Annotated in this window: 16 protein-coding genes; 5 read left to right on the forward strand and 11 right to left on the reverse strand. The window is 68.4% G+C overall.

Translation table 11 applies throughout. The features are described from left to right. Positions 1–13: 13 nt before the first annotated feature. The 6 genes from VFV67_RS11530 to VFV67_RS11555 all read right to left on the reverse strand — a co-directional run bounded on the left by VFV67_RS11530 (position 14) and on the right by VFV67_RS11555 (position 7,060). Entirely contained in the window at positions 14–475 is a 462-nt protein-coding gene (locus VFV67_RS11530; RefSeq protein ID WP_326469487.1) for an SRPBCC family protein, read from the reverse strand. Positions 476–497: 22 nt separating this feature from the next. Further along, positions 498–1,718 (reverse strand): cytochrome P450, encoded by a 1,221-nt coding sequence (locus VFV67_RS11535; RefSeq protein ID WP_326469488.1) that lies wholly within the window; start codon positions 1,716–1,718, stop codon positions 498–500. 110 nt (positions 1,719–1,828) lie between these two features. Then, complete coding sequence (locus tag VFV67_RS11540) at positions 1,829–2,500, reverse strand: fibronectin type III domain-containing protein (protein WP_414636230.1); 672 nt, start codon at positions 2,498–2,500, stop codon at positions 1,829–1,831. Positions 2,501–2,784: 284 nt separating this feature from the next. Continuing rightward, positions 2,785–5,319, reverse strand: coding sequence for a M14 family zinc carboxypeptidase (locus VFV67_RS11545; RefSeq protein ID WP_326469490.1), 2,535 nt, complete (start codon positions 5,317–5,319; stop codon positions 2,785–2,787). A gap of 105 nt (positions 5,320–5,424) precedes the next feature. Continuing rightward, positions 5,425–6,231, reverse strand: a complete 807-nt coding sequence (locus tag VFV67_RS11550; RefSeq protein WP_326469491.1) for a maleylpyruvate isomerase family mycothiol-dependent enzyme — start codon at positions 6,229–6,231, stop codon at positions 5,425–5,427. Positions 6,232–6,319: 88 nt separating this feature from the next. Then, on the reverse strand, positions 6,320–7,060 hold the full coding sequence (locus VFV67_RS11555; RefSeq protein WP_326469492.1) for a maleylpyruvate isomerase family mycothiol-dependent enzyme: 741 nt from the start codon (positions 7,058–7,060) through the stop codon (positions 6,320–6,322). 169 nt (positions 7,061–7,229) lie between these two features. On the opposite strand from VFV67_RS11555, the gene VFV67_RS11560 reads away from it, so the two are divergent. After that, complete coding sequence (locus VFV67_RS11560) at positions 7,230–7,385, forward strand: hypothetical protein (protein ID WP_326469493.1); 156 nt, start codon at positions 7,230–7,232, stop codon at positions 7,383–7,385. Between the two features lie 155 nt (positions 7,386–7,540). Continuing rightward, a complete protein-coding gene (locus VFV67_RS36760) occupies positions 7,541–7,633 on the forward strand; it encodes a SapB/AmfS family lanthipeptide (protein WP_414636231.1) in 93 nt (30 codons plus the stop codon). 99 nt (positions 7,634–7,732) lie between these two features. Here VFV67_RS36760 and VFV67_RS11565 read toward each other — a convergent pair whose 3' ends face one another. Further along, a complete protein-coding gene (locus VFV67_RS11565) occupies positions 7,733–8,083 on the reverse strand; it encodes a hypothetical protein (protein WP_326469494.1) in 351 nt (116 codons plus the stop codon). 72 nt (positions 8,084–8,155) lie between these two features. Here VFV67_RS11565 and ppk2 point away from each other — a divergent pair, with 72 nt between their 5' ends. Beyond that, positions 8,156–9,133, forward strand: coding sequence for a polyphosphate kinase 2 (gene ppk2 / locus VFV67_RS11570; protein WP_326469496.1), 978 nt, complete (start codon positions 8,156–8,158; stop codon positions 9,131–9,133). 39 nt (positions 9,134–9,172) lie between these two features. On the opposite strand, the gene VFV67_RS11575 is transcribed toward ppk2, so the two are convergent. Then, on the reverse strand, positions 9,173–10,276 hold the full coding sequence (locus VFV67_RS11575; protein ID WP_326469498.1) for a glutamate--cysteine ligase: 1,104 nt from the start codon (positions 10,274–10,276) through the stop codon (positions 9,173–9,175). Between the two features lie 147 nt (positions 10,277–10,423). Next, positions 10,424–11,227 (reverse strand): IclR family transcriptional regulator domain-containing protein, encoded by an 804-nt coding sequence (locus VFV67_RS11580; RefSeq protein ID WP_326469500.1) that lies wholly within the window; start codon positions 11,225–11,227, stop codon positions 10,424–10,426. A gap of 62 nt (positions 11,228–11,289) precedes the next feature. Here VFV67_RS11580 and VFV67_RS11585 point away from each other — a divergent pair, with 62 nt between their 5' ends. Both VFV67_RS11585 and VFV67_RS11590 read left to right on the forward strand, forming a co-directional pair. Then, complete coding sequence (locus VFV67_RS11585; RefSeq protein WP_326469501.1) at positions 11,290–12,108, forward strand: maleylpyruvate isomerase family mycothiol-dependent enzyme; 819 nt, start codon at positions 11,290–11,292, stop codon at positions 12,106–12,108. Positions 12,109–12,129: 21 nt separating this feature from the next. After that, on the forward strand, positions 12,130–12,624 hold the full coding sequence (locus VFV67_RS11590; protein WP_326469502.1) for a VOC family protein: 495 nt from the start codon (positions 12,130–12,132) through the stop codon (positions 12,622–12,624). Positions 12,625–12,804: 180 nt separating this feature from the next. Here VFV67_RS11590 and VFV67_RS11595 read toward each other — a convergent pair whose 3' ends face one another. Together VFV67_RS11595 and VFV67_RS11600 are read right to left on the reverse strand one after the other, a co-directional pair. After that, positions 12,805–13,140: a hypothetical protein gene (locus VFV67_RS11595; RefSeq protein WP_326469504.1), complete on the reverse strand. Its 336-nt coding sequence runs from the start codon at positions 13,138–13,140 to the stop codon at positions 12,805–12,807. Positions 13,141–13,182: 42 nt separating this feature from the next. Then, a complete protein-coding gene (locus tag VFV67_RS11600) occupies positions 13,183–13,503 on the reverse strand; it encodes a peptidoglycan-binding domain-containing protein (protein WP_326469506.1) in 321 nt (106 codons plus the stop codon). Between the last annotated feature and the right edge of the window lie 275 nt (positions 13,504–13,778).

Below are 13,778 nucleotides of genomic sequence, written 5' to 3' on the forward strand. Positions count from 1 at the left end.
AGGGGCCCGGGGATCACCCGGCGGCCTGCGTCTCCACGAACGCCTTCAGGGCACGCATGGTGCGTTCGCTTTCCTTGCGGAACTCGCGCAGCACGACCGGTCGGGCGAGTTTGAGGAGGGTGGGGAGAGTCAGCGTGACGACCCGGCTCAGCTGGACCGAGTCGGCGGCCTGGGTCAGGGTGTAGCGCACCCGAATGTCGATGACGCCCAGGAGGCCCGGCTTCATCGTCATCGGTTGGTGGAAGGCGACCGCGTCCGGTGGCTGGTACTCGGTCACGGTTCCGCGGCGCACACCCTGCGAGCTGGACTCGACATAGGTGGTCCCGACGCCGACCGGACCCGGGCTGATCTCCGTGGTACCCGGGAACGCCGTGGACGGGGCCAGCCATCGGGAGTAGCCGCGAAGATCGACAAGAGCGGTGAAGACCGCCTCGGCGGTGCCGCGGATGTCGGACTCCAGGCGGATCTCGGGCATGCCCAAGGATAGGCGGTGCGGATCAGGCGAACCGGAGCGGAAGGGTGTTCGGGCCGTGAAAGCCGATGGGTGGGCGCCAGGTGAGCGGCCCCGCGACGGACGGCGGGCCGAGCCGGCGGGTCAGCGCGCCGAGAGCTTCGGCGAGTTCGGCTCTGGCCAGCGCGACGCCGAGGCAGTGGTGCGGTCCGCCGCCGAACTGCAGGACCGCCGCCGTGCGGTCGACGGTGATGTCGAACCGGGTGCCGGCCGGCCCGAACAGCCTCGGATCGCGTTGGGCGGCGGCCACGCAGATGATGACGAAGGTGCCCTCGGTGATGCGCAGCCCGTGGTAGTCGAAGTCCTGCACGGCGGAGCGGAACACCACGTTCGCCGTGGGGCTCCAGCGCATCACCTCCTCGACGGCGCGCGGGACGAGTTCGGCTTGCCGTCCGAGCATCGCCCATTGGTCGGGGTGGTCGGCGAAGGTGACCATCATCTTGGCGAGTTGGAAGCGGGTGGTGTCGTGCGCGGCGAATACCAGTGTGACGATGAGGTTGCGTAACTCGTCGGTGCTGACCTCGCCGTCGGCACGTTGTTCGGTCACCAGCGCGGAGATGAGGTCGTCGGCCGGTGCGGCGCCCTTGGCGGCCATCAGTGAGTCGATGTATCCGTTGAGGCCAAGGACCGCTCGTTCGACCCGTTCGGGGATGTCGCCGCCGTAGGCCAGGCTGAACACCAGCCCGATGTCCAACGTCCAGGCCCGGAAGATGTCGGCATCCTCGCCTGGAACGCCGAGGAGTTCACACATGACCGCCAGTGGCAGGGGATCGCCGAAGTCCTCGACGAACTCGCACACACCGGCCGTCGCGATGTCGTCGACGAGCCGTTCGGCGACCGTGCGGATGAATGGTCGTAGGCGGTTGACCGTTCGGGGAGTGAACGCCCGGTTCACCAGCCGGCGCAGGCGGCGGTGGTCTTCGCCGGTGCGATTGGAGATCATCGGGATGAACCAGTCATGGATCGGACCATCGACGATCCCGTTCGTCTCCAGAAAGGTCCGGCCGTCGAGTCGCAGGCGGTGGTCGCGGACGAGTTCCTGGGCCTGCTCGTAGCGGAGCACGACCAACCCGGCCGGGCTGTGCGCGTACCAGTTCTTCTCCTGAGCCGACATCACTTCCGCGGCGCCGAAGTCGAATTCCGGGTCAACGATGTTGAGGAACGGAACGTCCTGTGGAATCGAGGTCGGGCCCGCCGCAGTAGACATATCCTGCCTCTCGTGCCAGGAGTCATCCGCCTCGATCAGGCTACCCCTTGACACCGGCGGTTCTCGAGATCGAGGTCTGCGCCGTCGTCGGGCGACACCGTGCCGATCGCTCAGGCAGGGTTGGGGAAGGTCACCGTGAGCGGGCTGCTGCGACCGGAGAAATTGTTGTGGGCGTCCATTGCTTCCACGGTCAGCGTGTGGGTGCTGCCGGGCAGGACGACGCAGTTGAGGTACAGCAGTTCGAATGCGGTCACGCTGGTGCGCAGGGTGCGGTAGGTGAATTCGCTGGAGCGCAGGACATAGGCCACCGGCGAACTGTCCGCCGACGCGTTCCAGGTGATCGAGTCCAGTGCCCCGTTGACCGTCACCGCGCGCAGGTTGGTCGGGGTGGTCGGCGGCGCGCTGTCCACCGGCGTGGTGAACTGCACGAACGCCGGGGCGGACCTGTTCTGCGATCCGTCGACGGCCACGACGGAGGCCGTGTAGGTCAGGCCCGGCACCAGGCCGGTGATGGCCTTGCTCGCCGTGGTCGATCCGTAGCGCAGGAGAGATCGGGGGAGCGCGTTGGCCTCGACTTCGTACATGACCCAGCCCGATTCGTCGGTGGACGGGTTCCAGATGAGCGTGCCGCTGGTGAACGAAAGATCCTGTAGCCGAAGGTTCGTTGGGACGGATGGTGCCTGCGTGTCGGCCGAGGCGACCCCCGGGAGAAGTACGCTTCCCGCCATGGCCAGCAATGATGCGAGCCCGGTAATGCCGTGACGTACAAGGCTCATTGACATGAAAACTCCTCAGAAGCGAAGACACTGCACTCCGCAGTACGCGTGACCTTCCGCAGGGGTTCAGCACGGCACTAATTCGGGGGATGTTTGGCCGCTCATTCAGCAAAGTTGGGCGAGCGGGTTTATGATGCCCGGAAGCGTCCGCGACCTGGCGGAATACTCGGCTTTCAGCAGGTAAGCCTCGACGATTGCTGATCGATTCAGGAATGCGTTCCGGGCGGCTGGCCGCGCGGTATCGAAACGGTTCGTCGCGATGACTTCCCGTTACGCTGGATAGTGCCCGGTTACCGTGCCGCCGCTCGCGTTGTGCCCGAGGCCCAGTACACGGCGTTGGCGACCTGGGCGAACAGGCCCTTGGGATGGGCCCGGAACAGCGGCTCGGTGCCGAACATGACCACCCGGGCACCGCGCTCGTCGGTGCCGGAGACCACCGCCGGCTGCCCACCGGCCGCCTCCGGGCCGCCGGTCCCGTCATCGCCCGGCCGCCAGTGTCCGGCGAGCAACGGGTTGCCGGCGCCGTAGCGCTGCTCGACGGTGACCCCGGTGCCGAGGTTGGTGAACCATTGGGGCGAGAACACCAACGACTGCCCGGACCCTGATGAGTCCACAATGGACACTATGCCGTTGGCGTCCTGGGGGCCGGCCACCGCCCGCACGTCGAGCAGCCGCGTGGCCGCATTGAATCGCGATCCCGTGCCGCCCCGGGTGACCACTCCGCCCCGGGTCAGAAATGCCTCGACCGCGGCCGCGGCCGGTGGATCGAGTTGGTCGAAGCGCAGCCCCGAGGACACCATCAGTACGTCGATCCGGGACAGGTCGAAGCCGGCGTTGAGGATCGCGGTTGACACCGGGCGAATATCGAAACCCATGTCCCGCAACACGAACAGCTCATCAGCGGCCACCGCGGCGGCCACCGTCGGCCGGCGCAGCACGGCGCCGGGCGGGCCGGCCGGGACCTGGGTGAACCGGACCCCGTAGCGGTCGGCCACCTCGATCGCGGCCACCCGTGCCGCGGCCGGCACGATCACCGTCGCGTCCGCCCTGCGGCGCAGCTCGAAGCCGCGGCCAAGCAGGTCGTTGACCGCCTTGGCGTCGTTGCCGTCCCGAACGACGATCGCCAGATCCCGGCCGGGTGGCGCGTCCACGCGACCGGTCGGCGCGGCGACCAGCACCGGCCGGCTGGGCACTCGCAGGTCGCCGCCGGTGACCACGTCCACCGAGGCGCCCCACAGCAGCCGGTGGCTCCAGCCGGCGATGTCGAAGGTGACCGGTGCGTCGCCGGAGATGTCCCGACCGGTCTCGAGCATCACGTTGGCCAGGGCCCGCTTGGGCTGGTGCATGTCGACCAGATACGAGCCGGCCGGATAGTCGCGTCCGCCGAGCCGGAAGGCACGCTCGGCCTGCCGCACCCGCACATCGTGCGCCACCAGATGGTCGACCAACCGGGCCGCGGCGACCGCCGAGCGCTGGGCCGGCCCGGCCGGGATCACATAGGCGCGCGGGAACCGCGTGGTGAACCGGTCCTCCGGGCCGAACCCGGGCACGAACCCGTCCGGCACGAACCGTTGCGGCTCACCGGCCGCACCCCGGCGGAAGATCTCGATCTGGTTGTCCACCAGCTCCCCGGCGTGCCGGTCCACGTAGTCGAGGGTGGTTCGCATGGTCTGCTCGGACACCGCCGCGTTGATCGTCGCGCGCCTGCGCAGCTCGTCCACCGGCAGCGTGTCGTAGAGATCATTGTTGACCTGTAAGGGAATCTCGATGGTGTAGGACACCGCGCCGTGGAACATCGCGTACTGCGAGGTGTAGATCGGCGCCCAGCCGTCCCACTCGCCCGGCGGGATGTCGCGGAACGGAACGATCACCTGCTGCGCTTCGGGGAAGCCGAGCGCCTTGACCGCACGCTCCATTTCGAGCCCGTTGGCCAGGCCGTGCCGGATGTAGAGATCGAAGTCGTAGTTCTGGCCGTGCGGTGGTCCGGTCGGCTCGATCAGCGTGCCGTCGATGTAGCCGTGCTCGTCGAGCACCATCACCGGCTGGGTGTGCTCCACGAGCTCGCGCATCACCACGCCCTCCGGCTGTGACGAGGTGACGAAGTCGCGATTGAGGTCGAACCCGTTGGCGTTGCCCCGGGTTCCGGCCACCCGCCCGTCCGGGTTCGCGGTCACGTTGAAGTAGATCCGGTGCTCCTCAAGCAACCGGCGCACCTTCGGGTCGCGGCTGGTGGCCAGATCCTCGATCAGGCGCAGCGCCGCGTCGGTTCCCTCCCACTCGTTGCCGTGGATGTTGTTGTTGATCCACACCGGGACCTTGTAGTCGCGGTCCAGGCCGCGGTCCCGCGCCGCCCGGGCCGGATCGTTCTCGATCAGCTCCCGCCAGGCCGTCTGCTGGCGGGTCTGCGCCGGGCGCTCCGGAGCGGTCAGCGTGACCAGATACAGGTCCCGGCCGAGGCCGCTGCGGCCGACCACCTCGACGGACACCCGGTCACTGCGGGCCTGCACCGCGTTGAGCCGCGGCGCGATGCCGTGGTAGGGCACCAGCCCGAGCTTGATCGACCGGTCCGCCGGGTCCTCCGGAAACACCCGCAGCCGGGTCTGCCTCGGGTACCCGGCCCGCGATCCGGCGACGTTCTCTCCCGCCGCGGCGGCGGTCAGCACCGCGGGATCGCTCGCGGCAACCTCGTTCCGCTCCGGCCCGTTGGCCGGTTCCTCACCCTTGGTGACCGGTGCCGGCTGGGCCTCGGCCGGTGCCGCGGCCAGCGTCGCCAGGGCGGTCAGGGCGACGGCGAACAGTGGGACGAGCCGGAGTTTTCTACGCACCGCTCGTGCCTATCGGGGAACCGTCGGCGGCGTCAATATCCCGACGAGACCTGAGTCGGTCCGGACCATGGGGTTACCCCATTCGCGCCGACGACGAGCGTTGCCCTACTCATCCGGGGCCCAGGCGATGAACAGGTCGAAGAGACGTCGGTCGCCGTCGAGCTTCAGGGAGTCCACCGGAGCACGGCCGTACAGGGCCAGAACCAGTTGACTGGCCGTGCCCCGGAGGGAGGCGGCGGCCGCGTCCGGGTTCTCGCCGGCAGGGGTGGCGGGCATCGGGCCGGGCGGGGGGAGACGGGTGGCCTGTGCGCCGTCGGCGGAGAGCGAAAGGCGCCAGGTTCGGCCCTCGGTGGCGTGGAAGTCGAGGGCAGCGGGCTCGTACGGCCAGGCGGCCGTCCCTGCGCAGCAGGTGGACAGGAACTCGTCGACACCGTCGAGTGCCACCTCGTCCGGCAGCGGCTGCGGGGCGCCCAAGGTGATCTGGGCGTCGTAGGTGTGTACCGCGACCTCCTGGAGCTGGTGCCGGGCGACAGCACCGCAGGTCTGCGGCGACTGCGACCCGCCCCACCACGTCCAGCAGCCGCGATCCGGGCCGGACTCCCGCAGTGCGCTCAGCAACTGCTCCGCGGACTCGGCCGACCAGGCCAGCAGGGCTTCGCGTTCTCCGGGCACAGCCGGGGCACCGTTCGAAGCGGTCTCGGCCGGGGGAGCATCGGCAGGCCCCGCGGCGACGGTGGCGGCCCAGCGGCGGTGCCAATTGCCCAAGTGTCGCACCAGATCCAGCAACGTCCACTCGGGGCAGGTCGGCACCCGCACCTCGAGGTTCGGCGCGGCGGCGACCGCGGCTCGGAACGCGACCGACCGTTCGTCGATCAGCCGCAGCACAACGGGGAACCCCAGAGCCTTCGCCACGCTGACTGTCTATCACCGTGCTCCGGCAACCGGACAGCGAATTTCACAGCCCCACACGCCTGGCAATGGTCAACCCGATTCTGCTGGGTCAGGCGGCGTAGTTGCGCAGCACGCGCAATGCGGTCGGGCCGTGCGGACCGGTCGCGGTCAGGCCAGAGTCCCGCGCCGCCAACCGTTGCGCGCCGACCCGGCAGAACGCTCCGGCCGGCCCACTGATCACCGAGTCGGCGTCGTCCGGGCCGAACCGCCAGGTCGCGCCGTCGGGACCGGTCAGCTCCGCCCGCACCGGGGCCGGCCGCACACCGGCCAACGTGAACGCGTACGGCAACGACCGGTGTGCCAGCCAGGCGATGTGCCGCAGACGCACGGTGTCCGGATACGGAATGGCCAGTGGACCGGTGATGTCCAGGGCGTGCGCCCAGTGCTCAGCCAGCCTGGTGGTGGCGAGCGTGGCCGGCCGCAGCGGCGCGGACGCCCACGGGGAGACCCGCTGAGGGTCCGCCGCCCGGAGCGCGGCAACCGATGCGCGCCGAGCCGCCTGCCAGCGTGGGTAAACCAGCTCCGGCCCGGCCCGTTCGGCGGCCACCCATCGGTCCATCGCCTCGTCCACCCCGGCCGCGTCCTGGTTCGGCGCGGCGACCTCGGCTTGCAGCGGGGTACCGGTCACCGTGGCGACCACGGCTTCCTCGGTCTGCGCCAGGTGCAGCAGCACGTCCACCACGCTCCAGCCCGCCGCCTGCGACGGGCGCACCCAGTCCGCCGCCGACAAGCCCGCGAAGACCTGATCGAGCCGGTCGTACTCGGCCTCAAGGTCGTCGAAGATCTCCACCCCGCAACCTTAGCTCATGTCTCCTGTGGACAGTCGATGGCGGCGACGAGCACCAAAGCGGCCGCCTCGCGCCGGAGTCATCGGCACCGATGGATTCGCGCAACGCCTCCGAGGATGCCTGCCCCGGTTGTCGCAGCTCCAAACACAACAACGACGGACCTGGTCGGACATGATGAGCTCGTGGGTCAACAACACGTCGATGGTCTACTGCTGGCACTGGCACGAGAACTTCGCCGTGCGTGACCTTCCCATGAACGCGGGCACGGCCTCGCTCTACGTCGGCAAGGACCCGAACGACCAGGCGTCGTCCGTTGGTCCGTGCTGATCCACCCGACAAGACCGTTCGGCCGGCGGCAGGCATGGTCTCGTGCCTGCCGCTCGCGCATGAACGAAACGTGCGTTCCGCACGTTCCCAATGATCGTGATCGCCGGTAGCGTCCAGTGCTGCCGAACTGCCGAAAGGAGGTGATATCCGTGGCTGTGCTGGACCTTCAAGCAATGGAACTGGATGCCCCGGCCGGTGTCGGGGAAGGTACGAGCAATCTCAGCGTCCTCTTGTGCGAGCCCGAGTAGTCGCTGGGATCCCGGATGAAACGCCGACCGGTCGGCCCTCCCCGCTGTCCCCCTCCGCAACCGCTGCTCCGCCTGCCGATGCTGGTCGGATCGCTGATGCTACAAGGTGTTTGTCGCTCTGATCGCGGCGTACAGGAGCATGTCCCGCCGGCTGTCGCCGATGCGCTGATGGCTGCGCAGCAGGCCTTCACGTAGGTAGCCGCCCTGTTCGGCGGTGCGGATGATCGCGAAGGAGAATCCGACACCCTCGTCCAGCCGGCCGCGCTGCAGGGCGATCCAGTCGGCGGCCTGTTCCGCAGTGGCCCACGCGGACAAGGTAGTCACGAGCGGGAGGTACGGATCCGTCGACAACTCGATGACCGCGCCGATGTCGTCGGCACGGAACTCCCGGAGCACCACGTCGCCGTGCCGTGGTGGCGTCGCCGGCCAGGAGTACGGAGGCTCAGACATGGTCACATTGTCCTGGAAGAGCTGTACCCGGATGTCCGGTTTGCCGGTGGGTCCATGGGGTATGCCGGTCGGGTGATCGATGAGTCGCTCGACGTCGCGGAGGCGTTCCCGGAGCTGGGTGAGGGTGTCACCGCGGACTACAGCGACGAGGACGAACCGGTCCTGCGCCGCCCGGACGGTTCCGAAGTGGACACCTGGCGGGACAACTATCCGTACCAGCAGCGGATGAGCCGGCCGGAGTACGACCGGAAGAAGCGGCTACTGCAGATCGAGCTGCTCAAGTTGCAGTACTGGGTGACGGAGACGGCCCAGCGAATGGTGATCGTGTTCGAGGGCCGCGACGCGGCCGGCAAGGGCGGCACCATCAAGCGGTTCACCGAGCACCTCGACCCCCGCGGAGCCCGGGTGGTCGCGCTGGGCAAACCAAACAACCGCGAACAGGGTGAATGGTATTTCCAGCGATACGTCAACTACCTTCCGACGGCCGGTGAGATCGTGCTGTTCGACCGATCGTGGTACAACCGCGCCGGCGTAGAGCGGGTGATGGGCTATTGCACCGACGAGCAGTATGAGCGGTTCACCCGCCAAGCCCCCGCCTTCGAACGGATGCTCGTCGATGACGGTGTGCTGCTGGTGAAGCTGTGGTTCTCGGTGTCCCGCGCCGAGCAGCGAACCCGGTTTCTGATCCGCCAGATCGACCCGGTGCGGCGATGGAAGCTCAGCTCCAACGACATCCAGGCGTTGAAGCTGTGGGATGCCTACACCGAGGCCAAGGTCGCCATGTTCCGGGCCACCGACACCGACGAGGCGCCGTGGACGGTGGTCAAGAGCAACGACAAGCGGCGTGCCCGTATCGAAGCGATGCGCAGCCTGCTGGCTCGGTTCGACTATTCGGACAGAGATCCTGAGGTCATCGGTGAACCGGATCCCCGCATCGTCGGGGCTGCCGCGACCCTGTTGGAAGCCGGCGAGGACGACACCGTGCTGAGTCCCACTCCGCTGGCACCCCACCCCGCTCACGATCCCGGCCCCGGCCACCATCCCGGGTGACGACCAAAGCCCTGATCCCGCCACGACAGGGGCGGGTAGCTACACCGGGGACGTGTCATGGGTTTGCGCGACCAGCATGGTGACCACGTCTTCCCAGCGATGCCGGCGTCGGTAGGCCGCGCGTTGCCGGGCCGCGCCGCCGCCGGTTCGGCGCAACTCGGCGAGCGTGCTGGCGGCGAAGTCCGTCTCCGCCCGGCCGCCCGGGCAGCGGGCGGCGAGTTCGGCCAGAATGTCGTGCACCGGGCGGAGTTCGCCGGTGACCGGGTCGGCGCACTGTCCTTCCAGGCCGTCCCGGGCCGCCAGCCACAGGTTGGCCCGCAGCACCTCGTGCGGCAGTTTCTCGGCCGGCACACGGTGATCGATGCGTTCGAGGGCGCCGGCGACCAGTGTGCGTACCAGCACCCCGATCAGCGTGGCCTCGGTCGCCGTGGCGGCGGTGTCGTGCACCCTGATCTCGACGGTCGGCTGGTGCTCGCAGGGCCGGATGTCCCAGTAGATCATCCCGCGGTCCAGCGCCGCGGTCGAGGTGAGCAGCCCCCGCACGATCCGCTCGTAGTGTTCAACGGATTCCAGGTAAGGCGGCGGTCCCGACGTGGGCCACCGCCCCCACAGCAGGTAGCGCGAGCTGGCGTAGCCGGTGTCGGCGCCGCGATAGAACGGCGAGTTGGCGGACAGTGCCAACAGCACCGGCAGCCACGGACGAAGATGGTTGCTCACCCGCATCGCGATGTCCGGACTGTCCACGCCGATGTGGACGTGGCAGCCACAGGTCGTGCCGTCGACCACGAAATCACCGACATGGTCGACGATCCGGTGAAACCGCCGTCCTACCGTGATCCGGTGCGGGTCGGTGGAATCGGTGAGGATCGTGCCACACGCCAGCAACCGGGCACCCTGCTCCCGCGCGGCCTCGGCCAGCCGGGCCCGCAGATCGGTCAGGTTGGCGCGCAACTCGCGGTGATCCCGGCAGATCTCGCTGCCTGATTCCACCTGCGCGCGCAGCAGCTCCGCCTTCACGTCGATCGCGTCGCCCTCGCCCTCGGCATTGGCCTCGTCGGCGGTGGCGATGGTGCCCTCGGCCACGTGCACCAGCTCCCCGGAGTTCCCGGTCAGGAAGAACTCTTCCTCGACGCCGACGGTCAAGGCAGCAGGCTGATGCGACATGTGCCTGGATACCCACGAGGCCCCGCATTATCCGGCGCGAGCCGACGGCGGCTTCCCGGTCAGCACCGACATCAGGCACCGACGAACGGTAAGTGGACCCACGCCACGCCGGATCGCGCGGTGATCTCACATTTGCTTGGCGAGCATGTCGCTGATGCGGTCGGCCGCGGCCAGCAGCTGTGGTAGCAGTTCGCTGCGCATGGAGTCCAGCGTGACCCGGCTCGCTGGGGCCGACACGTTCATCGCGGCCACGGTGCAGCCGGTGCGGTTTCGCAGTGGGGCGGCGATCGCTCGCACGCCCAGCTCGAGTTCCTGGTCGATGAGCGCCCAGCCCTGCGTCCGCACGCGCTCGAGCTCCGCGCGCAGCGCGGCGCTGTCGGTCACCGTGTGGCCGGTGAACGCTTCCAGGGCCGCGGTCGCCAGGTAGGAGTCCCGATCGGCGGTTGCCAGGCCGGCCAGGAGTACGCGGCCTAACGACGTCGCATGCGCAGGCAGGCGGGAACCGAGCCCCAGGGCGGTACTCATGATCCGCGAGCTCGGCACCCGGGCCACGTACACGACGTCGGTGCTGTCGAGTACCGCGATGGAACACGACTCGCCGGTCGCCTGCCCCAGCGACTCCATCTCGTCTCGCGACAGTTCGACCAGGTCGAGGGCGGACAGGTACGCGTAGCCGATGTTGAGCACCCGTGCCGTGAGCCGGAACTCCCGCCCGTCCTGCCGAACGTAGCCGAGCTGCGCGAGCGTGTGCAGCAGCCGTCGCGCGGTGCCCCGCGACAGGCCGGTCAACTCGGCGACCTGCGTCAACGTAAGGACCGGGTTCGCCCGGGAGAACGTCTGCAGCACGTCGAGCCCACGCTGCAACGCGGTGACGAAGTCACCGCGGTCGTTGGGCTCGACGGCGCCGGCCGGGTCGTTGACACCAGGCATTCGACGAGCCTAACGTGTCCGCACAGCAAACATTTGTCCACTATACGGACAAGGAGCCAGTCGTGGATGCCTGGAACTTCATGGACCCGGCAAGCAGGGACAACCTTCGCCGCGCGATCCAGACCGAATCCGACGGGATGTTCGCCCTCGTCGAAGACCCCGCCTTCTGGGAAGCACCCACCGCGGCAGGGGAGTGGCAGGCCAGGGACGTCATCGGCCACCTGGTCGACACCACCGAGAGCTACTTCGTCGGATTCGACGCCGCCCGAGGACGTGGGGAGCCGAATCCCGGCATCCCGCTAGGGGACATGGCCACCGCCGTCGACGCGGGCGCGCGGCGGTTCCGGGACCTCAGCCGGGACGAGCTCATCGCCCGGCTCCGAACCGACCGGGAGAAGCTCACCGGCATCTTCGACGGCCTGACCGACGAGGAGTGGACGAGCCTGCTGGTGCCCCACACCTACATGGGCCCGCTGCCCGCGTTCTTCTACCCGATCTTCCAGGTCGTCGACTACGCCGTGCACAACTGGGACATCCGCCAGGGCATCGGTCAGCCGCACGCGTTGTCCGCGGAGGCGGCGGATCTGCTCGTCCCGTTGAACTTCGTGCTCTGGTCGGCCACCGCCCGGGCGGGCGCGTTCACCGAGCACGCGGAGCTCGGCATCCGGGTCGCGTCCGGGGTCAACGCGGGCGAGCACAAGGTGACCACCGGCCCCGACGGCGTCGCGATCGAGCCAGGGCCGGTCGACGGCCTACCCGCCGTCCTCGAATTCGACCCGGCGAGCCTCGTGTTGACCGCGTTCGGTCGGATGAACGCCGGCACGGCGCGCGGCGACCTTGCGCTCGCCAACCGGTTCCTCGGCGGGTTCTTCCGCATCTGAACCCGAGGGGGCCACGGAACCATGACCATCGACATCGACGCCATCAACAAGGCTCGCGAAGAGATCAGGACGACGTACCTGAAGGAGGCGGGCGACCGGCCGCGCACCTCCGCCCGAGGTGTGCACCACGTCGCGCTGCTGTCCTCGGACGTCGAGCGCACCATCCAGTTCTACCAAGGCGTGCTCGAGTTCCCGCTGACCGAGATCTTCGAGAACCGCGACTACGCCGGCTCGAGCCACTTCTTCTTCGACATCGGTGCCGGGAACCTGTTGGCGTTCTTCGACATGCCGGGCCTCGACCTCGGCCCGTACGCCGAGGTCCTCGGCGGCCTGCACCACCTGTGCATCTCGGTGGAGCCGGACCGCTGGGAGCACCTGCGCGGCAAGCTCGACGCCGCGGAGGTGGAGTACCTGTTGGAGAGCAAGACGTCGATCTACTTCCGCGATCCGGACGGCGCTCGCCTCGAACTGCTCGCCGACCCGCTCGGCGAGATGTACGGCGCCAAAGTCCTGTAGGGGTCCCAGACCGCAGCGCGTGCCGCCTGCTGGCCGCGGCGGGAGCACTCACGTTCGCCATCGGCAGGTGAGCCGTGAGCTGGGCGGGCCGGAGTGCCTCCTGGACACCCCGGCCGGCCCATTCCCTGAGGAGAGACGTGCTGCTGTTCGCGTTCGGCTCGGCGGATCACCCGTGATCGGCTAGACCGACTGCTCCGCTGTTTCCCGCACCTTGTTTGCATCGTTGTCGACCTCGACGGCGAGCTGCGAGAGCACCTGGTTGGTCTGGTCCAGCGCCGCGTTGTCATTGTCGTTGCCGTCGTCGCGAGCCATGACCTCCGCGATCTTTCGGCCTATCGCGGTGATCCCCGCGGTCGCCGTCGCGGCGCCGGCGATGATGGCCGTGATGCCGCCGGTCAGCATGGCCTGGCCGCTGCCGGCCTCCCGCTCATTGGCCTGCGTGCCGAACACGATTCCGGCGATCCCGCCGGCGATGACGGTCAACCCGCTGATCAAGCCACCGATCGGCATGACCATCGAGGTCTTGTCCGCTTCTGTCCATTCACCCATGTCAGCTCCCTACACCTGTCCGCCGGTCAGCAGATCGACATCGACACCGCGATCGATGAGGAACTGACGCATCCCCGCTTCGGTGGCCTCGTATCGGGCCAGTTCCGTGAGGAAGGGAAGTTGCGCCCAGTCGACGACCATCGTGCTGCCACCGTTGGTGCTCTCGCCCTTCAGCGAGGCCCAGGTCTTGGTGTCGACGACGCCATCGACGGTAAGCCCGTTGCTCTCCTGATAGGTCCTGACTACGTCGCCCAGCACATCACCGAACACCCCGTCGGTCTTGCCGGGGGAGATTCCCCTGCTTTCCAATACCTTCTGCAAATACTCCACCCATTCTCCGTGATCACCCTGCTGCAACCGGACTTCTGCCACAAGGACCTCCCATAGCGGTTGTTGTGTCCGGAAGTGAATTCGTTCGGACCCAGCGTGATCGCGACGTGCCGATCGGGCGCACGAAGAGGCAGGGAAACGAGGCCGTGCGGAGGAGCCCGTTCGGCGGCCAGGCGGCGAACGTGACCCATGGGCAGTGTCCATTGTGGACAGTATTCGGACGAAGAGCGACGGCGGGAAGCTCAACAAACGATCAGGATCGGCCGGGAGCCGGT

Source organism: Actinophytocola sp., from assembly GCF_035762905.1.
GTDB lineage: Bacteria > Actinomycetota > Actinomycetes > Mycobacteriales > Pseudonocardiaceae > DASYTH01.